Genomic DNA, 24,499 nt, shown 5'->3' with positions numbered 1-24,499 from the left:
GCTGGGCCGAGCCTAAACCGTGCGGGCACTAAGCTGGAAACCAATGAAACTTCTTGAGCAGCTTCCCGGTTCCAACGCCACCGGTCCCCTGGACCCGGACGAGATCTATGCACGGTTCGTAGAGTGGACGGAAAGCCGTGGCTTGCAGCTGTATCCCGCGCAGGATGAGGCCATCATGGAGCTCGCCTCCGGATCCAACGTCATCCTCGCAACCCCGACAGGCTCGGGAAAGTCGCTGGTCGCCATTGCCGCCCACTTCGAGGCCATGGCACGCGGTCAGCGGAGCTACTACACCGCACCCATCAAGGCTTTGGTGTCGGAGAAGTTCTTTGCCCTGTGCGAGACCTTCGGTGCAGAAAATGTGGGCATGATCACCGGCGATTCCGGTGTAAACCAGGACGCCCCCATCATTTGCTGCACGGCTGAGATCCTGGCCAACACGGCACTCCGTGAGGGTGCTGCTGCTGAACTGGGCGCGGTGATCATGGATGAATTCCACTTCTATTCCGATCCCCAACGCGGTTGGGCATGGCAGGTCCCCCTGCTTGAACTACCCCAGGCACAGTTCCTGCTGATGTCGGCCACGCTTGGCGACGTCACCCGTTTCGAAACCGGTCTGACCGGGCTGACAGGACGACCCACCACCACGGTCAGTTCCGCAGAACGGCCGATTCCGCTGCATTACTACTATCACCAGACGCCGGTCCACGAGACCCTTGAGGAACTGCTGTCCACCAAGCAGGTTCCCGTCTATGTGGTGCACTTCAGCCAGGCCGAGGCGATCGAGCGGGCCCAGAACCTCATGAGCATCAACATGTGCAGCCGCGAGGAAAAGGACCGCATCGCCGAGCTCATTGCGGGCTTCCGTTTCGCCGCGGGCTTCGGCAAGACGCTCAACAGGCTGGTGAGGCACGGCATCGGCGTCCACCACGCGGGGATGCTGCCGAAGTACCGCCGCCTGGTGGAGCAACTCGCCCAAGCGGGACTCCTGAAGGTCATTTGCGGCACGGACACGCTGGGCGTTGGCATCAACGTGCCGATCCGGACTGTGCTTTTGACGGCTTTGAGCAAATACGACGGCGTACGCACCCGGGTGCTCAACCCGCGTGAGTTCCACCAGATTGCCGGCCGCGCCGGCCGTGCCGGGTACGACACTGCCGGCACCGTGGTGGTCCAGGCGCCCGAGCATGTGGTGGAGAACGCCAAGGCCATGGCAAAGGCCACTGCCAAGTTCGGCAACGACCAGAAGAAGCTGCGCCAAGTGGTCAAGAAGAAGCCGCCGGAGGGGTTTGTTTCCTGGGGGGAATCCACTTTCAACCGTTTGGTGGAGTCGGTTCCGGAGCCTTTGTCGTCCAGCTTCACCGTGACCCACGCGATGTTGCTGAACCTGATGGAGCGCCCAGGCGATCCCTTCCAGGCAACGCGCCGCCTCCTGGGCGAGAACCACGAGACCCGGGCTTCCCAACTGAAGCTCATGAAGAAGGCGCTGGGTATCTATCGGGAACTGCTGGCTGCCGGCGTGGTGGAGCGGATCCCCGAAGCTGAGCAGGCAGCAGAAGGCCGCTCAGTCCGGCTGACCGTCCACCTCCAGCCCAACTTCGCGCTGAACCAGCCGCTCTCCCCCTTTGCCCTGGCTGCCTTGGAACTGCTCGATCCCGAGTCCCCCTCGTACGCCTTGGACGTCGTATCCGTCATCGAAGCCACGCTGGAGAAACCGCGGCAGATTCTCTCCGCACAGCAGAAGAAGGCCCGGGGCGAGGCCGTCGCAGCGATGAAGGCCGATGGCTTGGAGTATGAGCAGCGTATGGCGATGCTCGATGAAGTGACCTATCCGATGCCATTGGCGGAGATTCTTGGTGAGGCCTTCGAGGTCTACCGCAAAGCGGCACCGTGGGTTGGTGACTTCGAACTGGCCCCGAAATCGATCATCAGGGACATGTACGAGCGAGCCATGAATTTCGGCGAATTCGTGCAGTTCTACGGCCTCGCCCGGTCAGAAGGTATTGTGCTGCGGTACCTTGCCGATGGGTTCAGGGCTCTTCGGCAGACCGTTCCCCAGGACCTGCTCCGCGACGATCTCGAGGACCTCATCGCCTGGTTGGGTGAATTGGTCCGGCAGGTGGATTCGAGCTTGCTGGATGAGTGGGAAGAACTTACCGCTGGACTCGCTCCGACCCCGCATGATGCTCCCCCGCCGCCGCCTCCTTTGCTGACCTCCAACATCCGCGCCTTCCGCGTGATGGTCAGAAACGAAATGTTCCGTCGCGTTGAACTGTTCGCAGAGGAGGACTCCGCTGCCTTGGGTGAACTCGATGCTGACGCCGGCTGGGATGCCGATCGCTGGGAAGACGTCCTGGACGACTACTTCGACGAACACGACGACATCGGCACAGGACCGGATGCCCGTGGTCCTGGATTGCTGATCATCACGGAAGAACCCGGGACATGGCGCGTCCGGCAGATCTTTGACGACCCTGCAGGTAACCACGACTGGGGTATCTCGGCAGAAATCGACTTGGCGGAATCGGACGAAACCGGTACGGCAGTTGTCCGGGTGACGAACGTCAACCGCTTGTAGGCTGCACGCCGTGGAACCCGTCCCTGACCTGACCGGCAGCCTTCGTGCTTTGCACGCGATAAGCTCCCAACCAGCGGCACCTTGGACGGGTCCGCGGCATTGGTGGGAGCATCCCGCCGGCGTTCGTGGCCTTGACGTGGAGGGGCTGGCGCTGGCTTCGGTGCGTGCTGCGGCAACGGCCCTCAACGCCCTCACGGGTGTTGCCGCCAGGTATTCTGTGGCGGCAACGCGGACAGCGGAGTCCTTCGATTCCCTTGGCCATCTGCGCATCGCGGGCAGGAAGCCGGAGGGCTTCGCCCCGCTGTCCGGCTTTCGTCGAACAGCGGACGGTTGGATTCGACTACACGCCAACTATCCCCACCATGCCGCCCGGTTGATGAATGCGTTGGAGGTCCGGACGCCCACGGAGGTAGACGACGCACTGCGGCTCCTGACGTCCTCGGAAGCCGAAGACACCATCACCGCGAACAACGGCGTTGCGGCTGCGGTACGCACCCGGGACGAATGGCTGGCGACGCCAATGAGGGCGGCAGCGGGTGCCGGTCCCTGGATCAGCTTTACCGCGCCGGAGACCGCTGCGGTCAGCCGCCCGTCGTCGTGGAGTCCCTCTGTGACTACCGGCCTTCCCCTGGCTTCCCTCCGCGTGCTGGACCTGACGCGCGTCATCGCCGGGCCGACCGCCACCCGGCTTCTGGGTGCGCTGGGCGCCGACGTACTACGGATTGATCCGCCGCGCCTTCCGGAACTGCCGGAAGCTTTCATCGACTCAGGCTTCGACAAACGCAGCGCCGTGGCTGACCTGGGCAGCCGGGACGAGCTCACCACGGTTCGCCGGCTGATCGAGGCCGCAGATGTAGTGGTCACGGGGTACCGGGGCGGCGGGCTCGATCGCTTCGGGCTTAGTCCGGAAGAGCTGTTGCGTGACAACCCGGGCCTTATCGTGGTCACCTTGAGCGCTTGGGGCGTTGCCGGACCTTGGCGTCACCGTCGGGGCTTCGACAGCCTCGTGCAGGCTGCCTGCGGAATCGCCCATAGGTACGGCAGCGGCACGGACTTCGACGGCGGCTGGACGCCGGGCGCTCTTCCCGTCCAGGCCCTGGACCATGCCACGGGATACGGCCTGGCGGCAGCTGTGCTGGGTTTGTTGGCAGAGCGGTTGCGCAGTGGAGCCGGCGGGTCGGCAGCGTTGTCCCTGGCCGGCACCGCGGAGGAGTTGTTTCGGCTCAGCGAACTCGAGGAGGGCTCGCCGCATGGTGCCGACCGCGGGAGCCGTAGCCGTTGGACACCGCAGCCGGACTACCGCGAGCTTGACAGTTTCCATGGCCGGCTCCGTTTCGTAGGGCCACCGATCCTGGTGGACGGGGTCCCGCTCGACTACAGGCGACCTCCTGTCCAATACGGGTCGTCGAAACTTGGGTGGGAGTAAGTGGCCTGCACGGCACCACCGGGCACAGGAGGCAGCCAGCCCCCTAGTAAGCTCGAACACATGAGTGTAATCCGCCCAGCCATCGTCGACGACGTCCCGGCAATCCTCCGTATGATCCACGACCTTGCGATCTACGAAAAGGAGCCCGATGCCGTCAAGAACACCCCTGAACTGCTCACCGAAGTGCTTTTTGGGGAGAATCCCCGCGTGTACGCGACCATCGCCGAGAACTCAGCCGGCACCGTCCAGGGCTTTGCCCTCTGGTTCCTGAACTACTCAACGTGGGAAGGCGTCCACGGTATCTACCTCGAGGACCTTTACGTCATCCCGGAAGCGCGCGGCGAGGGCCATGGCAAGGCCCTCCTTCAGTATCTGGCCGCGACCGCCGTCGAACGCGGCTACGCGCGGGTGGAGTGGAGCGTTTTGGACTGGAACGAACCCTCCATCAGGTTCTACAAGAATCTCGGCGCCTATCCCATGGAGGAGTGGTCCACCTTCAGGCTGACCGGTGTAGCGCTCGAGTCGTTCGGCGCTGCCGCGGGTGAGAAGGCCCTGACGCATGGCTGAGGTGCACAGCATCAGGGCCCGCCACGAATTTCGTGGGATACGTACCGTAGAGCACTACTTCACGGTGCCCCTGATTCATTCACGCGGAATGGTACATGCAAGCGATACCGGCGAGACGATCACGGTCTTTGCCAGGGAGTACTCCTCCACAGACCACACGGAAGAGGAAGCGGGCAAGCTTCCCTGGTTGCTGTTCCTGCAGGGCGGTCCCGGCGGTCGGGGAAACCGTGTCACTTCACTGTCCGGCTGGATGAAGGCCGCCGCCAAGGACTTCCGCATCCTGATGTTGGATCAACGCGGCACAGGGCTATCGACACCGGTAGAACGCCGGTCCTTGGAACTGCGGGGAGACGCCGCCGCCCAGGCCGAATACCTGACGCACTTCCGCGCCGATTCAATCGTGGCGGATGCCGAATACATCCGACGCACCCTCGGCTCGGAGCCTTGGTCCGTGCTGGGGCAAAGCTTCGGCGGCTTTTGTGCGCTGACTTACCTCTCGTTTGCACCGGAAGGGCTGCGGGAAGTGCTCATCACGGGTGGCCTGGCACCATTGCACGGTCCGGCTGATCGCGTCTATCAAGCGACGTTCCAACGGGTCGCCGCCCGCAACGCCGAATACTTCGCTTGGTACCCCGAAGACCGTGCAATGGTGACCCGGATTGCCCGGCATCTGGAACGCCAGCCGGAATTCCTGGCCAGTGGCGAGAGGCTCACCCCTGAGCGCTTCCAGATGGTGGGGTCATATCTTGGCGGCAACACCCGAGTGGACGCCCTCCACTACCTGCTGGAGGACGCGTTCATTCAAACTCCCTCCGGGGAACGGCTGTCCGAGGCCTTCCTTGAACAGGTCCGCGGGCAAGTAAGCCGGGCAGCCAACCCCTTGTATGCCGTGTTGCATGAATCCATCTACGGACAAGGCCAGGCAACCGACTGGGCGGCCTGGAGAGTGCTGCAGGAATTCCCGGACTTCAAGCCCGAGGCAGAGGACCCGCTCCTGACCGGCGAAATGGTCTATCCCTGGTACTTCGAGCAGGATCCGGCGCTCGTGCCGCTCAGGGACGTCGCCGAAATACTGGCTTCAAAACAGGACTGGGGTCCGCTTTACGACCTTGAACGGCTCCGCGCCAACACTGTGCCTGTGGCGGCCGCCGTTTATCAGAACGACATCTACGTGGACCACGCCCTCTCGATGGAAACCGCGTCCAGTGTGCGCGGACTGCAAACGTGGGTCACTGACGAGTTCCACCACGATGGCATAGGTGAGGACGGGGAAGGTATTTTTGCGCGGCTGTTCGGGCTGGTGAGGGGAAGCCGCTAGGCACCGAAATCCTTGCCTGGGTGTGATTTCCGGGCATGTGCAGCCGCCGTGATGGCCACGACCAGCACCACCGCAGCCACGGCTCCCGAGGCCACGTTGAGTCCTTGGTAACCTATCCAGGCAAGGACGAGGCCGGACAGTGCGCCGCCCGCTGCGCCGGCCCCGCCCATCAGGGTATCCGAGACACCCTGCACGGTGACCCGCTGATCTTCGGCAACGCTCTCTGCCAGCAAAGTGGATCCGGCGATAGTGGCCGCTGACCAGCCGAGCCCCAGCACGACCAAACCGGCGGTCACAAGGACCGGCTCTGGCCCATACCGGCAACCATGACGGCCGCCAGCAGGAGTCCGTGGCCCATGGCGATGGTCGGCAGCCGACCGGCTTTATCAGTCAGCCAGCCCCACACGGGAGACAAGGCGAACATGCCGGCGATGTGAAGCGAGATTGTCACTCCAATGACCACCAGGGCATCCGCGCTCCCGGTCACGGTGGAGTGATGGCCCGGATGCGCTCCTCCGATGAGCTGTTGCAAGTGCAGCGGGGTCATGGACATGACTGCCACCATGACGCCGTGGGCTGCCACAACTGCGGCAACAGCCAGCACCGCGCGCGGCGATGAACGGATCGCGGACAGCCCGGAGCGAATGGTTCCCCTGGTCGGAACCGCTCCGGTCCCCTCAGCGTCCGACGCCAGGCGGCGGGCCAGCAGCAACGGGTCCGGCCGCAATCCGACAAACAGCAGGAGCGCAGCAAGGAAAAGGCCCGCTGCCGAGAAGACGAACGGCCCGGCGATGGGTGGCAGGCCGAGGGCTGCACCCACCACTGCACCCGGCTGTATGAGGTTTGGACCGGCGACAGCGCCGATGGTGATCGCCTAGACCACGGTGGACAGCGACCTGCCCCGATGCCCGGCCTCTGCGAGGTCGACGGCGGCGAACCTCGCTTGGAGGTTGGCGGCTGTTCCGAGGCCAAGGAACGCGGCACCCAGCAGGAGAATCTCGAAAGATCCTGCCACCACCGAGGCAATCATCAAAAGGGCACCTGCCAAGGCAGCTACAAGCCCTGTGACAAGGCCCATGCGGCGCCCCCGGGACTCTGCCAGTCGCGCCAAGGGCAAGGCAGATGCAGCAGCCGCCAAGGTGAGCACGGTGGTGAGGGAACCGGCCCATGCTTCGGACCCGGACAGGTCCACAGCCAGGAGGGAGCCGATTGACAAGGTGGCGCCGTTGCCGATACCGCTCAGGAGTTGCGCGGAACTGAGCAGGAAAACAGTACGGCGCTGAACCCTGACCGGGTCCAGCGCCGTAGTTGAAGTGGTAGTCACTTCAAGAGACTACAACCTTGATCAGCAGGTTACTCCGCTTCGCTCATGCTCTTCCGCGCGTCTTCTTCAAGACGTGCGTCCAGCTTCGACTGACGGGCTGCAGGGCTCAGCAGGCTGGCGACAACCGCGACCACGATGGTGCCAACGATGACTGCCAGCGAGACGAAGGTGGGGATTTCCGGTGCCCACTCGATGTGCTGGCCGTTGTTGATGAACGGCAGTTCGTTGACGTGCATGGCGTGCAGCACAAGCTTGACGCCGATGAACGCCAGGATGACGGACAGTGCGTGCTTCAAGTACACGAGGCGGTTCATCAGGCCGCCCAACAGGAAGTACAGCTGGCGCAGGCCCATGAGGGCAAAGATGTTGGCCGTGAACACAATGAACGCGCTCTGGGTCAGGCCGAAGATCGCGGGGATGGAGTCCACTGCGAACAGGAGGTCCGTCATGCCGATCGTCACGAAGACGATGAGCATGGGGGTGAAGACCTTCTTACCGTTAACGGTGGTGCGGAGCTTGCCGCCGTCGAACTTTTCGGACATCGGGAGGACCTTGCGGAGGCGGGCAACCAGCGGGTTCTCAGCGCCTTCCTCTTCATCCTCGCCGGAATCCTTGGCCTGCTTCCAGGCGGTCCACAGAAGGAATGCGCCGAAGATGTAGAAGACCCAGCTGAACTGTTCGATGACCACGGCGCCCAGTGCAATGAAGATGCCACGGAGGATCAGGGCGATGATGATGCCCACCATCAGCACTTCCTGCTGGTACTTCCGGGGTACCGAGAAGCGGGCCATGATGATGATGAAGACGAACAGGTTGTCAATGCTCAGGCTGTATTCGGTGACCCAGCCGGCAATGAACTGGCCACCGTATTCGTGGCCGGCAAAGAAGAACATGGCGACTGCGAAGAGCAGGGCCAGCGTGACGTAGAAAGCGACCCAGAGGCCGGCTTCCTTCATGGAAGGTTCGTGGGGACGCTTGACGACCAACAGGAGGTCGATCAGCAGGATGATTCCGAGGACGACAAAAGAGCCGACTTCGAACCAGACGGGAAGCTGCATCAATAGTGCCTTTCGCAGGGTACGGGAAAGCGGTGTAAGTCTCTCCGGCCTGCCAGGTGCGGTGAATGCTGATGTGGCGGCCCGCTACGTCCGGCGAGGCATCTGTGCCTTGCGTGCTGACGAACGTAGCGCTTGGGATACTCCCCTACGTGACCTCAACCTTACCTTAGGCGTGCCCTGCGGACTGCATTTGACGTAATTCGCGCTTCAGTTCCTTGACTTCATCGCGGATACGGGCAGCCACTTCGAACTGCAGTTCTGCAGCTGCGCCATGCATTTGTTCCGTCAGTTGCTCGATCAACCCCACCAGGTCCTCCGCGGGAGCAGCCGCCAATCCATCCTGGCGTACGGTCGCCGCGGCCTTCGCCGTGGATTTGGCTCGCTTTCCGCCCTTCGCAAGCCGGTTGTTGTTCAGCAGTTCCTGGGTATCGGCGTCTTCCTTGGCCAGCTGATCGGTGATGTCGGCGATCCGTTTCCTCAGCGGTTGGGGATCAATGCCGTTGTCCTGGTTGTACTGCACCTGGATGGCGCGACGGCGGTTGGTTTCGTCGATGGCGTGCGCCATGGAATCGGTGATCTTGTCCGCATACATGTGGACCTGGCCGGAAACGTTACGTGCAGCGCGTCCAATGGTCTGGATGAGGGATGTCGAGGATCGGAGGAAGCCTTCTTTGTCCGCGTCCAGAATGCTCACCAGGGAAACCTCCGGAAGGTCGAGGCCTTCACGCAGGAGGTTGATGCCCACCAGGACATCAAAAACACCCATTCTGAGTTCACGCAGGAGTTCAACGCGTCGAAGCGTGTCAACGTCCGAGTGCAGGTATTCGACCTTGACGCCGTGGCCCACGAGGTAGTCCGTGAGGTCCTCGGCCATCCTCTTGGTGAGGGTGGTTACCAGGACGCGTTCGTCCTTGGCCGTGCGGGTTCGGATCTCTTCCAGCAAGTCATCGATTTGGCCCTTGGTTGGTTTCACTACGACTTCGGGGTCGATCAGCCCGGTAGGCCTGATGATCTGCTGGACGTAGCCGTCAGCCTTGCCGAGCTCGTACTTGCCGGGGGTCGCGGACAAATAGACAGTTTGCCCGATGCGCTCAAGGAATTCGTCCCATTTCAGGGGCCGGTTGTCCATGGCCGAGGGCAAACGGAAACCAAAGTCCACCAGGTTCCGCTTCCGGGACATGTCGCCTTCATACATGGCGCCGATCTGTGGGATGGTCACATGCGATTCATCCACCACCAACAGGAAGTCATCCGGGAAGTAGTCGAGCAAGCAATGCGGAGCGGTTCCCGCAGCGCGGCCATCGATGTGCGCCGAATAGTTCTCGATGCCGTTGCAGAAGCCCATCTGCTGCATCATTTCGAGATCGTACGTGGTGCGCATCCTGAGGCGTTGCGCTTCGACGAGCTTGTTCTGGCTTTCCAGCACCTTGAGCCGGTCGGCAAGTTCGTCCTCAATCCGCTTGATGGCACGCGACATCCGTTCGGGGCCCGCAACGTAGTGCGATGCCGGGAACACGTACATTTCTTCCTCGTCCCGAATCACCTCGCCGGTGAGCGGGTGGAGAGTTTGGATGTTTTCGATTTCATCGCCAAAGAATTCGATCCGGATGGCGAGTTCCTCGTACATCGGGATGATTTCCACGGTGTCACCACGAACCCGGAACGTGCCACGGTGGAAGTCCATGTCGTTGCGTGTGTACTGCATCGAAACGAACTTCCGCAGGAGATGGTCGCGGTTCAGCTCCGCTCCCTTGCGCAGTGTCACCATGCCCGCGATGTATTCTTCCGGGGTACCCAGGCCGTAGATGCAGGAGACCGTGGCAACCACAATGACGTCGCGACGGGTGAGCAACGCGTTGGTAGCGGAGTGCCTCAGCCGTTCGACTTCTTCATTGATGGACGAGTCCTTCTCAATGAAGGTATCGGTCTGGGCCACATAGGCCTCGGGCTGGTAGTAGTCGTAGTAGGAGACGAAGTACTCCACTGCGTTGTTGGGGAGCAACTCCCGGAACTCGTTGGCCAGCTGCGCCGCCAACGTCTTGTTCTGGACCATGACCAAGGTTGGACGCTGGACCTGCTCAATGAGCCAGGCGGTTGTGGCACTCTTGCCCGTACCGGTGGCACCGAGCAGGACAACGTCTTTTTCGCCGTTCCTGATCCTCTCCGTCAGTTCGGCGATGGCTGTGGGTTGATCACCGGCGGGCTTGTATTCGCTGACGACTTCAAAGGGCGCGACGACGCGGTTGATCTCCTGGGCAAGGCTCATGAGACCAATCTACCCCCGCCCCCGGACAGTTACTGTCCGGGTTTGGTGGCTGCGTGATCAGAAGCATACGACGGCGGCCGCCAACCGGTTCGGGCGGCCCACTCTTCCATGAGCGGCCAGGCAACATCAGTGAACCAGGGTTCTTTGGCGTCCGCGTAAGCCGCCGTGCCGGCGTTGGCCCCGTACTCCTGCGAAAGCTGCCTTTTGTGGGCTTCATAAAGCCGCAGTGCATCGTGGTCGCTTCTGAGCCAGTCCCGGAAAAGCAGTGCATAGTGCCATCCAGGTGAGCCTGCAACCCGGACGTGGAGGTTTACCGCACGGCCGGGGTCGGCGTTGGCGTGGAAGCGCTTCTGCCATTGGTCCGGGTCGGGGTGCGTCGGTTTGGGCGTATCCCGGTTGGCGTGCGGGACCGGTGGGAACCCGGCTGCCCCGAGCAGCGGCCCGATCCTGTCAGCCGTCTCAAGATCCGGTACTGCGATTTGCAGATCCAGGACGTCCTTGGCGGCAAGTCCTGGAACCGATGTTGAACCGATGTGGTCCACCCCCAGGATGTGGTCCGGCGCGGCGGCGAGGAGCCTGCCCCCGATCCGTGCAGCTTGATCCGCCCATAGCGGGCTCGACGCGTGCAGGACGGGCCCTTCAGCCCGCCGGGCCCGGACGCCACGTAGGAGGTTGTCCGCGAAAGGCGCAAGCCTCTCCGTCCACAGGGCGTCAACTTTCGTCAGCAGGTCATCGCGGCTTCCTGAATTGTCAATGACGACGTCAGCGGCTGCGTTCCTCGTCTCCCTGTCCGCTTGGGCGGCCATGCGGGCTCGCGCATCGTCCTCGGTCATCCCGCGCAGTTCCACCATGCGCCGGGTCCGCACCTCGTCAGGGGAATCCACCACAACCACCAAATGGAAACCGCTCCCCTGCCCGGTCTCGACCAACAGCGGAATGTCCTGGACCACGATGTCGCCGGCGCCGGCCTTCGCCATCAGGTCTGCCGCCGAAGCGCGGACCAAAGGATGAATGATGCCGTTCAGTTCCTCGCGCCGGGCCGGATCCTGGAACACGATGGCACCCAGGGCAGGCCGGTTGAGCCTGCCTTCCGCGTCCAGGACACCGGGGCCAAATGCTTCAACTACCCGGTTGAGTCCCACCGTCCCGGGTTCCACCACTTGCCGTGCAATAAGGTCCGCGTCGATCAGGAGGGCCCCCAACTCCCGCAATCGAGCAGCCACCAGTGATTTTCCCGAGGCGATGCCGCCCGTCAACCCGATCTTCAGCACCCCTCCACACTAGACTGAAGCGGTGGAATTTGAGGATGACAGCCGGGCGACGACCTACACGACGCTCGCCGCCGGTCCGGACTTCCGCCACGAATTGGAGATCCGCCGTTCGCGCTTTATCACGGTGTTGCGCAGGTCACCGGATGAAGGAGCGGCCCGCTCCCTGGTGGCCGACCTCAGGCGCGAATTTCACGACGCCCGCCACCACTGCTCCGCCTTCCTGATCGGTCCGGACCGCATGGTCCAGCGCTCCAGCGACGACGGCGAACCTTCAGGAACAGCGGGCATTCCCATGCTCGAAGCATTGATCAAACGCGTGTCCCCCGCAGGGGCGACAGACCTGAGCGACGTCAGTGCCGTCGTCGTGCGCTATTTCGGCGGTGTTCTCCTGGGTGCGGGTGGGCTCGTCAGGGCCTATTCCGAATCCGTCTCCGCAGCGCTGGACCTCGCACCTTTGATCCAACGAAAGCGGCTTCGGCTTTGTGACGTCGGCGTTCCCCATGCCGACGCAGGGCGCCTTGAGAACGAACTTCGCAGCGCGGGCTTCGTGATGGCAGAAACGGCATATGAGGCATCACAGGCTGTACTCCGGGTGGCGCTGGAGGACGAACCGGAAGTTTTCGCCGATGCTGACGCCCGGGTGGCTGCCCTGACCGCAGGCACAGCGGCCCTTGCGCGGCAGGGAACGGAATGGATTGATGTGCCCTACTGACGCGGAAACCGGAGGGATTGTGACCCTCGCCGGCGTCGACGAAGAGATGATGCAACGGCTGCTGCGATTGGCAGTTGCCGACGCAGCAGCCGACGAGGTAACACCAGCTTTAGGTTCGACGCCGGGATGGAACCTCAGTCGGATGGCTTGGTTTCGCGACTACTCCCGGCAACGCACCCGCCCGTCTCGTGCTTGCTTCCCTGGGTGCCGAACTGGTCGATGACGGGGATGCGGTCACGGGCCACCTCTCCCTGCGGTAGGTCATTTCTGCCCGCTCCCCCACGGACGGTGGCACCGCCAGCTGGCTCACCGTTAGCAAAGAAGGACCCCTGCAAGACAGAAGGACCCCTGCCGCGAGGCAGGGGTCCTTCTTTGGCTATTCAGCTCGTCCTGTGAAGGACGGCGGAATTAGTTGCCGGTCAGCTTCTCGCGCAGTGCTGCAAGAGCCTCGTCGGACGCAAGGGTACCGGCGTTGGACTCAGCGGCAGCAGGCTCCGAGGAGTAGCTGGTAGCGCCGGAATCGCTCTCACCGGACGTTGCGGCAGCAGCGTCGTCAGCAGCGTGCTGGGCAACCTGCTTCTTGTGGGCTTCCCAGCGGGTCTGGGCGTCAGCGTACTGCTGCTCCCAAGCGGCGCGCTGTGCTTCGTAGCCCTCGAGCCATTCGTTCGACTCGGGGTCGAAGCCCTCGGGGTACTTGTAGTTGCCCTCTTCGTCGTACTCAGCGGCCATGCCGTACAGAGCGGGATCGAACTCGGTGCTGTCAGCGTCAACGCCCTCGTTGGCCTGCTTGAGGGAGAGGGAGATGCGGCGACGCTCGAGGTCGATGTCGATGACCTTGACGAACAGTTCGTCGCCAACGGAGACAACCTGCTCGGCGAGCTCCACGTGGCGGACAGCCAGCTCGGAGATGTGCACGAGGCCTTCGATGCCGTCTTCGACGCGAACGAAGGCACCGAACGGAACGAGCTTGGTGACCTTACCCGGAACAACCTGGCCGAGGGCGTGGGTGCGGGCGAAGGTCTGCCACGGGTCTTCCTGCGTAGCCTTGAGCGACAGGGAGACACGCTCGCGGTCCAGATCCACTTCGAGGACCTCGACGGTGACTTCCTGGCCAACCTCGACAACCTCGGACGGGTGGTCGATGTGCTTCCAGGACAGTTCGGAAACGTGGACGAGGCCGTCTACGCCGCCAAGGTCCACGAAGGCACCGAAGTTGACGATGGAGGAAACGACGCCCGGACGAACCTGGCCCTTTTCCAGCTTGTTGAGGAACGTGGAGCGAACCTCGGACTGGGTCTGCTCAAGCCATGCACGGCGGGACAGCACAACGTTGTTGCGGTTCTTGTCCAGCTCGATGATCTTGGCTTCGATCTGCTGACCGATGTACGGAGCGAGGTCGCGGACGCGACGCATCTCGACGAGGGATGCGGGCAGGAAGCCGCGCAGGCCGATGTCCAGGATGAGGCCACCCTTGACAACCTCGATGACGGTACCGGTAACGACGCCGTCTTCTTCCTTGACCTTCTCGATGTCGCCCCAGGCACGCTCGTACTGAGCACGCTTCTTGGAGAGGATCAGACGGCCTTCTTTGTCTTCCTTGGTGAGGACCAAAGCTTCGACCTGGTCGCCAACGGCGACAACTTCGCCGGGATCGACGTCGTGCTTGATGGAAAGCTCACGGGAAGGGATGACACCTTCGGTCTTGTAACCGATGTCGAGCAGAACTTCGTCGCGGTCGACCTTGACGACGGTACCTTCGACGAGGTCTCCGTCGTTGAAGTACTTGATGGTGGCGTCGACAGCTGCGAGGAAGTCCTCAGCGGTACCGATGTCGTTGATTGCGACTACGGGGGTACCGGGCTTCTCGGTGGAGGTGATGGTCATGTAGTAGGGGCTCCGTTGTGGATAGAGTGTCGGTCAGGCAAACCACTGCCGCCCGGGACCGGACGGCAGAGCACGGCACAAGGCCGGGTCATCCTGATTTGTGGATTATTACAAAATGGATACATGCACGTAGTACACGCCCGTTTATTCTAGTCGCATCATCAAAGCAGGGTCAAAAGCGTCGGTAGTGCACTGCTCAGCTTCCATGCAGCGGCAGTACGTCGCCCAGGCGTGCGAAGGTAACTCCGCGGTCCAGCGCATGCGGCAAGGACCTCGCGTATCCCTCTGCGGTACCGGAGGCCGGGCGGTTGAAGTGCGAGATCACGATGTCCCCGGCACCTACCCGACCCACTTCCGCAGCGACCACGCCCGGCGGGAAGGTCGCACCGCCGTCGCCATTGACCGTAAAGTTCACCGGCAACACGCCGCACCTGCGGGTCATGGCGGCCGCGACGTCGTCGTAGAACGCTGTGCCTGGCCGGAAGAAGCGCGGTACCACGCCGGTCAACTCCGCCATCAAGGCCTGGTTGCCCATCACTTCATCGTAGGCCGCGGCGACACTGCCCGTGCCCGGAATCCCGTACGCCGCCTTGCCGTTGACGGACAGGGGAAGGTGGCGGGTGCCGTGATTGGCGAGTTCGAACAACGGGTCGTCGGCGAGTTCCGCGGCGAGGGACGGGTTGGCGACGATCCAGCGGCTGTTGATGAACAACGTGGCCGGAACGTTCAGGCGCCGCAGCGTCGTCAGCAGCTTGGTGTCGCAGCCTTCGCCGCCAGAGCCGCCACAGGCGTCGAAGGTGAGAACGGCATGCCGGGATGTCGAACGGTTCACGACGCCGGTCACGTGCAAGCCCCATTCCTTCGGGTACAGCCCGCCGAATTCGGCAATGATCTGCTGCCTATCCGGTACGGGCAGCGGAGTGGCGGAAGTGCCCGACGCCGGTTCGCGGTCTCCCGTCTCCAGCCCGCCGTCGCTGTCACCGTTCCGGTCAGCCAGGGACGCCGCCGCTTGTTCGCTGGTACGTGTAGCTACCGATGGAGGTGCCGTTGCCGGCCCGCCACCCGGTGCTTCGGTGATACTCCCTGAAGTTCCTGCCGGAGGAGACGGAGTTCCGCCCGTCAGGGCGCCTTCCGAAGACAGGTGCACTGGTGCTCTGTTCGTGGCGCAAGCTGCCAGCGCGGCGGTGGCGAGCCCCGCCATTCCAAGCAGCACTGAACGCCGGCCGGCCATAAGCCGCCGCTCGGAATCCCCCATGGATTTCCTTATCTGATGAGAAAGTCGGTTTTAGAAGTGCGTGAGGCAGTGCGCTGGTCGTTCGACGGCGAAGAGCCGCTGGGCCGCGAATGCTGCACCGGAGGAGCGTTCAAGAACTCGCCCCGCTGCCGCCAACGTTACCGGCGACACGGCCCCGAGGTAGATGGAAGCGAGATCTGCTATATCGAGGCTCAGGTCGGGAGTAAGCCCGGAAGCGTCCTCCACAAGCGCGGCAGTGCCGCCGTCGGACTCCAGCGCCCAAGTACCGCCCGCCAAGCCGAGCGGATCCGAGACCTCCAGGACCAGCCGACCGGGCGTCGCGTACTTGCGGGCGGACAGGGCTTCCTCGACATCAAGAATCCGGAGCCACAACATGTCCCGCACCTCCGAAGCGTCTATGCACCGGGGGTCCTCGAGTGCCCACCCCAAGGGGTCATCCACGGGAGCCTCAGCCCAGGTCACCTGGTCAACGAGGTCGATACTGCCCAGGAACCGCCAAAGATCGAGGTACGCCGCGTTGCTGCCGGCCACGAGGTCGACGATCTCCATGGTGTAGGGCTTGCTGTCCCAGCCCTTGAAGCGGTAGGAAACGTAGCCGTCGGGGACGCCGGACTCGCTGTAGTGGAGGGCGCAGCGGACGGCCGTGTCCGGCTTACCGTCGTGGCCGATTGAACCCGATGCGAGCAGGCGGTAGTACTCCTGGCGTCCGATGGAACCCGGGGTGACGCGCTGAACCTGATCGAACACCGTGGGTGCAACCTCCAGCAAAACTGCGGGATCAGCCACCTCAACTGTCCCTGCCATGTACCCCTTGAGCCGGAAGCGTGGGCCCGTGTCAACCTTGATGCTCCGTTCGAACGTGGCAACGCCAAATCCGAAGCGTCCGTAAATGGTGCCCTCCGAGGCAGTGAGCGCTGCCATCGCAAGGCCATCGTCCTTGGCACCTTCCAGGTCGGCGGTGATCATTCCCCGCAGGATGCCGTTGCGCCGATGGGTGCCGCGGACGGTAACCGACGTCACGAGGTTTGATTCCAACTGACGTCCGAAGCCGATGTTCAGCGGTTTCCGCATGGTGGCGTAGGTGGCCACCGGAACCTCCGGGCCCATGGCGTGCCGGGGAACAGGGCCGTTGACGTAGACGCCGGTCAATTCCCGCTTGTCGGCCTGGTAGGCGGTGAGCGTCTTGGCCACGTAATCGTCGTCGCGGCGGTGCTGGTGGAAACCGTGGGAGACGGCTTGGACCCAGGCCGCACTGCGGTGATAGTCGGGGTGGTTGTGTTCCACCGCGGGAAAACGCTGGACGGTGTATTTTTGGACACCGTAATTCTGGACACCGATTTTTTCGGGGGTTTCTACCTTGGGATCAGCCACTCACCGAGCCTAGCCAGACGCAGGAGGGCGCGCCACCATCCCGGCGGCGCGCCCTTGCGTGTTCCCTCGAAACCCGGCCTGCGGGGTTTGACTCAGTGGCCTGCCTCGTGCCAACTGGAACCGACGCCGATCTGGACGTCCAGCGGCACTGAGAGTTCCGCAGCAGCACCCATCTGCTCAGCCACCAGCTTCTCCACCGCCTCACGTTCACCCGGGGCAACCTCGAGGACAAGTTCGTCGTGCACCTGGAGCAGCATGCGCGACTTCAAGCCCTGCGTTGCGAGTTCGGCGGAGACGCCCAGCATCGCCCGCTTGATGATGTCTGCCGCAGAGCCCTGGATGGGCGAGTTAAGGGCGATGCGTTCGGCGGCTTCGCGTGCTTGGCGGTTGGTGCTGGTGAGATCCGGCAGGTAGCGGCGGCGGCCTTCGATGGTGGCCGTGTAACCGTCCACACGTGCTTGATCCACAACACCACGCAGGTAGTCGCGCACTCCACCGAAGCGGTCAAAGTAGTCCTTCATGAGCGTCCGGGCTTCGTCGACGGAGATTTCGAGCTGCTTGGACAGCCCGAACGACGTCAGGCCGTATGCCAGGCCATAGGACATTGCCTTGACCTTTGAACGCATGGCGCTGGTGACCTCGTCCGGAGCGACGTTGAAGATACGCGAACCAACGAACCGGTGCAGGTCCTCGCCATCGCGGTACGCCTGGATCAGTGCCTCGTCTCCTGAGAGGTGTGCCATGATCCGCATCTCAATCTGGGAGTAGTCAGCGGACAGCAGGCATTCGTAGCCCTCGCTGACCACAAAGATGCCACGGACCCGGCGGCCTTCCTCGCTGCGGACAGGGATGTTCTGGAGGTTCGGATTGTTGGAGGAAATGCGTCCCGTAGCCGCGATGTTCTGCGCGTACGTGGTGTGGATGCGGGCGTCGTCCGCCACGGATTTCTTGAGCGTCTCCACCATCTGGGCAAGCTTGGATGACTCCCGGTGGGCCATGAGCTGCACCAGGAATTCGTGGCCGGTTTTTTCCAGCAGTGCCTTGAGCGAAGCGGCGTCCGTGGTGTAGCCGGACTTGATCTTCTTGGTCTTGGGAAGGCCGAGCTCCTCAAAGAGCACCGTCTGCAGTTGTTTGGGCGAACCCAGATTCACCTCGTGGCCGATCGCGGCAAACGCCTGCTCCTGTGCGTTGTCGATCACCTTGGTGAGGTCAGCGAGTTGCTCGTTCATCCGGTCCATGGAGACGTAGATCCCCGTGAGTTCCATCTGTGCCAGCACGCGCGCCACGGGCAGTTCCAGCGTGGTCAGGAGGGCATCTGCCTTACGCTCGGCCAGTTCCTTTTCAAAATGCTTGCTCAGAGAATGTACGACGGCGGCCTGCTGCACGAGCGCAGCAGCTGCGGCTTGGTCGGTCTCCCCCGAAAGGTCCAGTTCCAGTTGCCCGGAAGATGCCGCGGCCGTTGCAAACGAAATCTTCAGGTGGACCTGCGCGAGTTCTGCGAGGTCATAGCTGCGGCGGTCCGGCTGGATGAGGTATCCGGAAATGGAAGTGTCATCCACAACGCCTTCCAGCCCCAGGCCCCGGTTATGCAGTGCCTTGAGGGCGGCTTTGAACTCATGGAGGACTTTGGCTTCCTCCGGGTCCTGCAGCCAGCGGGCGAGCTCGGACTCGGCTTCGGCATCCAGGCCCGCAAGCTCGATGTACGCGGCGCCGTTGCTCCGGACGATGGCCAGGGCGCTGGCATCCTCGCCGATCCGTCCGGGGACGGGCTGCACGGCAAGTGCCGAACGCACACCGGCGCCTGCGGCGAAGAAAGCCTGAAGACCGGCTGCTTCCTTCAGCGTGGCAAACTCAGGAGCATCGATCGTGTCAGGAGCGGCCCCCGCAGTATCGTCGCCATAGAGGTCGAAGAGCCTGGTGCGCAGGGTGCGGAACTCAAGTTCCTCGAACAGTTCCTCGATGGCCTGGCGATCCGGCCTGGGCTCGTGGAGGTCGGCAAGGCTGACCGGCAGTTCAAGGTCCGTCAACAACTGGTTCAGCCTGCGGTTCCGCTTGACGTTCTCCACGTTTTCCTTGAGAGCGCCCCCCACCTTGCCGCCGATGGCATCGAGGTTGTCCAGGATGCCCTGCAAGCCACCGTAGAGGTTGATCCACTTAGCAGCGGTTTTGGGCCCGACCCCGGGGACGCCGGGAAGGTTGTCCGCGGATTCGCCCACGAGCGCCGCAAGGTCCGAATAGAAGGCCGGCTTGACGAAGTACTTCTCTTCGATGGCAGCGGCATCCAGCTTGGGAATGTTGCTCACGCCCTGTTTGGGGTAGAGCACAAACACGTTGTCGTTGATGAGCTGGAAAGAGTCCCTGTCGCCGGAAACCAGGAGGACTTCAAAGCCTTGGGCATCAGCCTGCGAGGCGAGGGTGGCCAGAACGTCATCGGCTTCGTAGCCGGGCATGGCGATGGTCCGGATACCCCATGCTTCCATGACCCGGGCAATGAGGCCGATCTGGCCTTGGAACTCTGGAGGTGTGGCGTTGCGGCCGCCTTTGTACTCGCTGTACTCGGCCTTGCGGAAAGTGGTGTCATCCGAGACATCGAAGGCCACGGCAACGTGCGTTGGTTTCTGGTCCTTGATCAGGTTGATCAGCATGGAGGTGAAACCGTGGACAGCGTTGGTGTGCTGGCCCCTGGCTGTGGAGAAATTCTCCGCAGGAAGGGCGTAGAAAGCCCGGAAAGCCATGGAGTGGCCGTCCAGGACCAGCAACCTCGGCCGGCCCTCCCCTGCCGGGTTGCCCGAAACCGTCGCGCTGGGTGAACCCGTTGCGTTGGGCAAGGCGGTGGCAGAAGGGGTGGGAGCTGTTGCGATGGCAGCAGCTTGGGCCGTTGGAACCTGGTCCGGTTTGGTTGTTTCACTCACAGGTGCCAGCCTAGTTGGCATGATGGACAATTTCACGCCGAACCGGTTTCTCGACGAGCTCAACGAGGCGGGTGTGCCCGAAGAGTTCCATGAGTGGCTTTCCGGACATGGCGTAGGCGCGCTGGTGGTCAAAATGGGCATCCGGTTCACGGAGCTCAGTGCCGAGCGCACCGTGGCAACCATGCCTGTGGAAGGAAACACCCAGGTGGCGGGGATCCTGCACGGCGGGGCACATGTGGTCCTCGCCGAAACGCTGGGATCATTCGCGGCATCCCTCCACGCCGGCAAGGGACGCCACGCCGTGGGCATCGAAGTCGGCGCAACCCATCACCGGTCCATCGCAGGCGGGACCGTCACGGGCACCTGCACGGCGATCCACCTGGGCGGAACACTGGCAACGCACGAGATCGTTATCACCGACGAGAAGGGCCGCAGGCTCTCAACGGCCCGGATCACCAACATGATCCGCGACAACCGGCACTGAACGGGCAGACGCGCCCCCGGCGAGGAAGCTAGGAAGACTTTGCCGGCAGGCGGTAATGCAACTCGGCTGCCGCACCGCCAAGGATGCGTGACGAGACCAACTCAAGTGGCGCCGTCGGGCCCTTCAGCGGCAGCAGCCGCTTTCCGGCGCCGAGCACGACGGGGATGATGGTGACGATCATTTCGTCCAGAAGTCCGGCGTTGGCGAATTGGGCCACGAGGTCGCCTCCGCCCACCAGCCACACGTTCTTGTCTCCGGCGTCCGCCAGGAGGTCCGGTGCGAACTCGCGGACATCGCCGCGGACAAACGTGATGTTGGAGCCTGCCGGCGCTGAATACTCATGATGGGTGAAGACCCAGCAGGGCGTGTCAGGATAAGGCCACTTCCCGGGCTCGTGTTCCATGAGCCAGCGGTACGTTTCACCACCCATGGCGATGCACCCGACTCCTTCGAAGAAGGACTCGTAGCTGCCGCTGACGCCTTCCACACGGTCGAACTGAAGGAGCCAACCGAGATCGTCGTCCGGCGAAGCGATGAACCCGTCCACGGTGGACGCAACGTAGTACTGGAAGATCGACATGGCCCCACCCTAGCCAATCGCCTCACCCCAGCCAATCGCGGCCCGCATTCAGTCGGCAGCCGGGTTCCCGTACTCTACCCGGACGCTGCCGTCGTCCCGGAGGACAACCACGCGCCCTTGGGACAGGGTCCACCCATCATTCAGCAGGAAGATCCTGCCGCCGCTGACCACCAACAGCCTCAGGCCCGAATAACGGTAGAGCGGCTCGGCCTCCGTGCCTGCCGAATCCTCGCGGACGTTGGGGACGGTCACGGCCAAACGTTCCTTGCTGTAGACCACTGCCGACGGCAACAGGTTGGAGCGTTCCTGGTAGTCGAGGGCCGCGCCCCGGCCCAAAGCCTGAGCGTAGTCTGACGTGCCCCAGAACAGCAGCAGCGTAACGAGCACGAAAACGAGCCCCCTTTCGAGGGCCCGCGGGCCTGTTTCGGGCGAGGAGTTTTCCGAAGCCAACGCCCGCCGCCGGACGCTCAGGCCCCACGCCCCCACCACGAGTCCCGCGGCGATAAGAAAAGGAACGTAAAGCAGGACCCGCTCGGGTTGGGTCGCCACGACAACCCACATCGCTGCGGCGTAGGTGAACCCAAGGACGGCAACTGCGATGGCACTCCGCCGCAGGACCTTCCGGTACCGGGCGGCGGCCAGCAGCCGCGAAACGGCCCGGTCCAGCATCAGCCAGAGCAGCCCGATCACCACGAGCCACGCCAGGGGCTGGAAAAGCGACTGGATGCTCCGCAGGATGAAGTCCTGCACTGTGTACCCGAACAGGCTCACGTCCAGGCCCATCGCCTTCGCCTGCGCGTCCGTTCTGGCCCAGCCAAAATAGACCAACAAGGCGGTAGCCACGGTCAGGGGCGGCCCGATGACCGAGAGGACTTCCAAGGTCCGCTTCCAGCGCAGATTCCGTTCGTCGGCTTCTTGTGGAGTGCTCACGGGGCAACAGTGGGTGAAGGGGCGGCCGACGATTGGCTGGGGGTGGGACTGCCTGCAGTTGGTTCAGCGCCCGGCACGGTCAAGGTGGGACTCGGCGAACTTCCCGGGCCTGGGGTGTCGTCGTAGAAGAAGGTTACGGTGCCGCTGATGTCCACCGTGTCCGTGATGGAAATCCGCACTTCCTTGCGTCCATCCGATGGTGGCATCCGCAGGTACATCGTCTCGTAGTCGCCCCCGCCGGACACGATCTCGGGAAACGCCGGAACACCGTCGAACAGGATGTTCTCCACCCGAACGTAGTAGCCGTCCAGGCGGACGATGGTTCCTCCGGCGGACGGGCCGGAAGCACGGGCCGTGCCCGGGACGGGCCTGAGGTTTTCGTCGACGACAGTGAGTCCGCTCAAGTGGCGCGGGCAGGCTTCGCCTGGACCGGTGACCGCCTTGAGCGGCACGCCGGGAGTACTCCGGTGCTGGGCAATCAAGGAAGCGGAGGTGGCAGCGACGGTGAACTCCAGGCACTGGGTCTGCGGAACCCGCGGAGTCGCGGCCACGGCATTGGCGGCCCGTTGCCAATCCTGCTGGGTGCCGGTTTGCAGTGCTTTGCAGACGGCGGCCCCGGCTACCCAGACGGCTGCATCCTCAGCGCCTTCCAGGCTTTCGGCCAGGGCGTCGCATTGGAACTGCTGGAGCAGGAGGTAGCGCTGCCCGGACGTGGGGTCGTTGGGGCCAACCGGTCCGATGGGCACCCATCTGACCACCGGAGCCTCCGCCTGCGGTGCCGCCGGTCCCGCGGGGCCAGGAGGCTGCACAGCTGTCGGCTCGACGGCGGTCGGCTGCCCTTGCGTTGGTGCGGCAGTGGCCGCTGGCGCAGGGTCGGGCGAAGGACTGTCCGGCGGGGAAGCCGGCGGAAGGCAGGCAGAGAGTCCCAGCATCAGGACCGGGGCCAGTACCAGTCCGATGCGGTGGCTTCGGGATTGGCATGGCATGACAGCCCCACATCTGCCGGATCGATCACGCAGTGGTGTAACTACACTGCTGATTATTCTCCCGAATGGACTTTGCTGCCAGAGAGGGTGCTACTTTCCGAAGTACGGCACGATCAGGTAGATGCCGAATAAAACCGCCAGGCCACAGAAGCCAAAGCAGATGTAGGCAAGGGAACGAATGAGCGAGGGCGACTTCTGGCCCGCGTCGCCGGCGATGGCCGTAAGCCGCACGCCCAGGGAGTAGAGAACAACAAGGGTCACAGCAGCTACGAGAGTGACTCCGCCAACCTGCAGCAATTCCAACCACTTCATCGCTGTACATCCTCGTTCCTGGCGGACTTGCTTGACTTCTTTTTCTTGCGGAAGCGCACGGCATGGCCTGCCTCTTCGACTTCCACGGCATTGTGGTGGCCCACGTGGGATTTTCGGGAAGCGAAGAACATCGCGAGGATGGCGGCGGTGCCGACTACTGCCGCGATGACTACGCCAACTACTCCGGTGTTGACGAGCAAGGCGGTCAAGGCGCCCACAACGGCGGATGCCGGAAGGGTGAAGAGCCAGCCAAGGGCGATCTTGCCCGCTGTACCCCAGCGGACGGATGTGCCTTTACGGCCCAGGCCCGAGCCGATGACCGATCCCGATGCGACCTGCGTGGTGGAGAGGGCGAAGCCAAGGTGTGACGACGCCAGGATAGCCGTGGCTGTGCTGGTCTCGGCGGAGAAGCCCTGGGCAGGCTTGACTTCCGTCAGGCCGGAGCCCATGGTCCGGATGATGCGCCAACCACCGGCATACGTGCCGATTGCGATGGCGAACGCGCAGGCGGCGACCACCCAGAACTGCGGACCGGAGCCAGGAGCCTGGGTGCCCCCGGCAATGAGTACCAGGGTGATAATGCCCATGGTCTTCTGCGCGTCATTGGTGCCGTGCGCGAGGGCCACCAAACTGGAGGTGAAGATCTGGCCCGTGCGGAAGCCGCCGCGTTTCTGCGTCAGTTTGTCGCCGGTTTCGGGGTCGTGCCGGGAAGTCAGGGCATAGGCAAGGCGGGTACACAGATAGGCCACCAAGCCTGCGATCAGCGGGGCGAAGATTGCCGGCAGGATGACTTTCTGCAGCACCGTCTCGAAATTGATCGAGTGGAGGCCGATGCCCACCACAGCAGCGCCGATGAGGCCGCCGAACAGTGCATGCGAGGAACTGGATGGAAGGCCCTTGAGCCAGGTGATCATGTTCCAAAGGACTGCGCCCATCAGGCCGGCGAAGATGATGTCCGGCGTGATGTGGATGCCCTCGGATCCTTCCCTGATGAGCCCTCCGGAAATGGTCTTGGCCACTTCCGTGGAGAGGAAGGCGCCCACGAGATTGAGGACAGCGGCCAAGGCGACTGCCGTCTTGGGCTTGATCGCCCCCGTGGCAATAGGCGTGGCCATTGCGTTGGCTGTGTCGTGAAACCCGTTGGTGAAGTCAAAGAAGAGGGCCAACGCTATGACAAGCGCGACCATGAAGGTGATATCCACCTGTTGCCCAATCTGCAGAGTCGACGTTCAGCAGTTCCACTTCCCCATGCCTGCCATGCACAG

General features: G+C 63.1%; 18 protein-coding genes and 1 pseudogene. 6 read left to right on the top strand and 13 right to left on the bottom strand.

Annotation, left to right across the window (positions count from 1 at the left end; translation table 11 throughout):
- The first annotated feature begins 43 nt into the window (after nt 1-43).
- From AB0N65_RS02280 to AB0N65_RS02265, 4 genes are read left to right on the top strand one after another with little or no spacing between them, the layout of a single operon-like run.
- Nucleotides 44-2,578: a DUF3516 domain-containing protein gene (locus tag AB0N65_RS02280; protein WP_364157126.1), complete on the top strand. Its 2,535-nt coding sequence runs from the start codon at nt 44-46 to the stop codon at nt 2,576-2,578.
- 10 nt (nt 2,579-2,588) lie between these two features.
- Nucleotides 2,589-4,004, top strand: coding sequence for a CoA transferase (locus AB0N65_RS02275; RefSeq protein ID WP_364157123.1), 1,416 nt, complete (start codon nt 2,589-2,591; stop codon nt 4,002-4,004).
- A gap of 60 nt (nt 4,005-4,064) precedes the next feature.
- Complete coding sequence (locus AB0N65_RS02270) at nt 4,065-4,571, top strand: GNAT family N-acetyltransferase (protein ID WP_364157121.1); 507 nt, start codon at nt 4,065-4,067, stop codon at nt 4,569-4,571.
- Nucleotides 4,564-5,889, top strand: coding sequence for an alpha/beta fold hydrolase (locus tag AB0N65_RS02265; protein WP_364157118.1), 1,326 nt, complete (start codon nt 4,564-4,566; stop codon nt 5,887-5,889). The genes AB0N65_RS02270 and AB0N65_RS02265 overlap by 8 nt, the downstream gene beginning before the upstream one ends.
- Here AB0N65_RS02265 and AB0N65_RS02260 read toward each other — a convergent pair.
- From AB0N65_RS02260 to coaE, 4 genes and pseudogenes are all read right to left on the bottom strand, one after another.
- Nucleotides 5,886-7,213 (bottom strand): annotated as a pseudogene (locus AB0N65_RS02260) (MFS transporter). The gene AB0N65_RS02265 and the pseudogene AB0N65_RS02260 overlap by 4 nt on opposite strands.
- A 29-nt stretch (nt 7,214-7,242) precedes the next feature.
- Nucleotides 7,243-8,271, bottom strand: a complete 1,029-nt coding sequence (locus AB0N65_RS02255) for a TerC family protein (protein ID WP_364157115.1) — start codon at nt 8,269-8,271, stop codon at nt 7,243-7,245.
- A gap of 166 nt (nt 8,272-8,437) precedes the next feature.
- On the bottom strand, nt 8,438-10,537 hold the full coding sequence (uvrB, locus tag AB0N65_RS02250; RefSeq protein WP_364157112.1) for an excinuclease ABC subunit UvrB: 2,100 nt from the start codon (nt 10,535-10,537) through the stop codon (nt 8,438-8,440).
- Nucleotides 10,538-10,566: 29 nt separating this feature from the next.
- Complete coding sequence (gene coaE / locus AB0N65_RS02245) at nt 10,567-11,808, bottom strand: dephospho-CoA kinase (protein WP_364157109.1); 1,242 nt, start codon at nt 11,806-11,808, stop codon at nt 10,567-10,569.
- Between the two features lie 22 nt (nt 11,809-11,830).
- On the opposite strand from coaE, the gene AB0N65_RS02240 reads away from it, so the two are divergent.
- Nucleotides 11,831-12,520 carry a YigZ family protein gene (locus AB0N65_RS02240; protein ID WP_364157106.1) on the top strand — a complete coding sequence of 230 codons (690 nt, stop codon included), beginning with the start codon at nt 11,831-11,833 and terminating at the stop codon, nt 12,518-12,520.
- Between the two features lie 408 nt (nt 12,521-12,928).
- On the opposite strand, the gene rpsA is transcribed toward AB0N65_RS02240, so the two are convergent.
- From rpsA to polA, 4 genes are all read right to left on the bottom strand, one after another.
- On the bottom strand, nt 12,929-14,404 hold the full coding sequence (gene rpsA, locus AB0N65_RS02235) for a 30S ribosomal protein S1 (RefSeq protein WP_144658748.1): 1,476 nt from the start codon (nt 14,402-14,404) through the stop codon (nt 12,929-12,931).
- A 196-nt stretch (nt 14,405-14,600) separates the two neighbouring features.
- Nucleotides 14,601-15,659, bottom strand: a complete 1,059-nt coding sequence (locus AB0N65_RS02230) for a polysaccharide deacetylase family protein (RefSeq protein ID WP_364157102.1) — start codon at nt 15,657-15,659, stop codon at nt 14,601-14,603.
- 30 nt (nt 15,660-15,689) lie between these two features.
- The gene (locus AB0N65_RS02225; protein WP_364157099.1) at nt 15,690-17,030 is read right to left on the bottom strand and encodes a GNAT family N-acetyltransferase; all 1,341 of its coding nucleotides are present in this window, start codon (nt 17,028-17,030) and stop codon (nt 15,690-15,692) included.
- 92 nt (nt 17,031-17,122) lie between these two features.
- Nucleotides 17,123-19,765 (bottom strand): DNA polymerase I, encoded by a 2,643-nt coding sequence (polA, locus tag AB0N65_RS02220; protein WP_364157979.1) that lies wholly within the window; start codon nt 19,763-19,765, stop codon nt 17,123-17,125.
- Between the two features lie 196 nt (nt 19,766-19,961).
- Between polA and AB0N65_RS02215 the strand changes: the two genes are divergently transcribed.
- Nucleotides 19,962-20,426, top strand: a complete 465-nt coding sequence (locus tag AB0N65_RS02215; protein WP_364157096.1) for a hotdog fold thioesterase — start codon at nt 19,962-19,964, stop codon at nt 20,424-20,426.
- Nucleotides 20,427-20,454: 28 nt separating this feature from the next.
- Here AB0N65_RS02215 and AB0N65_RS02210 read toward each other — a convergent pair whose 3' ends face one another.
- The 5 genes from AB0N65_RS02210 to AB0N65_RS02190 all read right to left on the bottom strand — a co-directional run bounded on the left by AB0N65_RS02210 (nt 20,455) and on the right by AB0N65_RS02190 (nt 24,436).
- Entirely contained in the window at nt 20,455-21,006 is a 552-nt protein-coding gene (locus tag AB0N65_RS02210; protein ID WP_364157093.1) for a dihydrofolate reductase family protein, read from the bottom strand.
- Between the two features lie 48 nt (nt 21,007-21,054).
- Entirely contained in the window at nt 21,055-21,936 is an 882-nt protein-coding gene (locus AB0N65_RS02205) for a hypothetical protein (protein ID WP_364157091.1), read from the bottom strand.
- On the bottom strand, nt 21,933-22,922 hold the full coding sequence (locus AB0N65_RS02200) for a hypothetical protein (protein ID WP_364157088.1): 990 nt from the start codon (nt 22,920-22,922) through the stop codon (nt 21,933-21,935). The genes AB0N65_RS02205 and AB0N65_RS02200 overlap by 4 nt, the downstream gene beginning before the upstream one ends.
- A 90-nt stretch (nt 22,923-23,012) precedes the next feature.
- Complete coding sequence (locus tag AB0N65_RS02195) at nt 23,013-23,234, bottom strand: hypothetical protein (protein WP_364157085.1); 222 nt, start codon at nt 23,232-23,234, stop codon at nt 23,013-23,015.
- Entirely contained in the window at nt 23,231-24,436 is a 1,206-nt protein-coding gene (locus AB0N65_RS02190; RefSeq protein WP_364157082.1) for an inorganic phosphate transporter, read from the bottom strand. Before AB0N65_RS02190 ends, AB0N65_RS02195 begins: the two co-directional genes overlap by 4 nt.
- Between the last annotated feature and the right edge of the window lie 63 nt (nt 24,437-24,499).

Source organism: Paenarthrobacter sp. NPDC089322 (genome assembly GCF_040684895.1).
Taxonomy (GTDB): domain Bacteria; phylum Actinomycetota; class Actinomycetes; order Actinomycetales; family Micrococcaceae; genus Arthrobacter.
Note: the sequence above shows the minus strand (reverse complement) of the source record. Positions and strands in the feature narration are given on the sequence as shown.

Coding starts and splice junctions, on each gene's coding strand:
- AB0N65_RS02280 (WP_364157126.1), top strand. CDS start 44: ATGAAACTTCTTGAGCAGCTTCCCGGTTCCAACGCCACCGGTCCCCTG.
- AB0N65_RS02270 (WP_364157121.1), top strand. CDS start 4,065: ATGAGTGTAATCCGCCCAGCCATCGTCGACGACGTCCCGGCAATCCTC.
- AB0N65_RS02265 (WP_364157118.1), top strand. CDS start 4,564: ATGGCTGAGGTGCACAGCATCAGGGCCCGCCACGAATTTCGTGGGATA.
- AB0N65_RS02255 (WP_364157115.1), bottom strand. CDS start 8,271: ATGCAGCTTCCCGTCTGGTTCGAAGTCGGCTCTTTTGTCGTCCTCGGA.
- uvrB (WP_364157112.1), bottom strand. CDS start 10,537: ATGAGCCTTGCCCAGGAGATCAACCGCGTCGTCGCGCCCTTTGAAGTC.
- rpsA (WP_144658748.1), bottom strand. CDS start 14,404: ATGACCATCACCTCCACCGAGAAGCCCGGTACCCCCGTAGTCGCAATC.
- AB0N65_RS02230 (WP_364157102.1), bottom strand. CDS start 15,659: ATGGGGGATTCCGAGCGGCGGCTTATGGCCGGCCGGCGTTCAGTGCTG.
- polA (WP_364157979.1), bottom strand. CDS start 19,765: ATGGCTTTCCGGGCTTTCTACGCCCTTCCTGCGGAGAATTTCTCCACA.
- AB0N65_RS02215 (WP_364157096.1), top strand. CDS start 19,962: ATGATGGACAATTTCACGCCGAACCGGTTTCTCGACGAGCTCAACGAG.
- AB0N65_RS02210 (WP_364157093.1), bottom strand. CDS start 21,006: ATGTCGATCTTCCAGTACTACGTTGCGTCCACCGTGGACGGGTTCATC.
- AB0N65_RS02200 (WP_364157088.1), bottom strand. CDS start 22,922: ATGCCATGCCAATCCCGAAGCCACCGCATCGGACTGGTACTGGCCCCG.
- AB0N65_RS02195 (WP_364157085.1), bottom strand. CDS start 23,234: ATGAAGTGGTTGGAATTGCTGCAGGTTGGCGGAGTCACTCTCGTAGCT.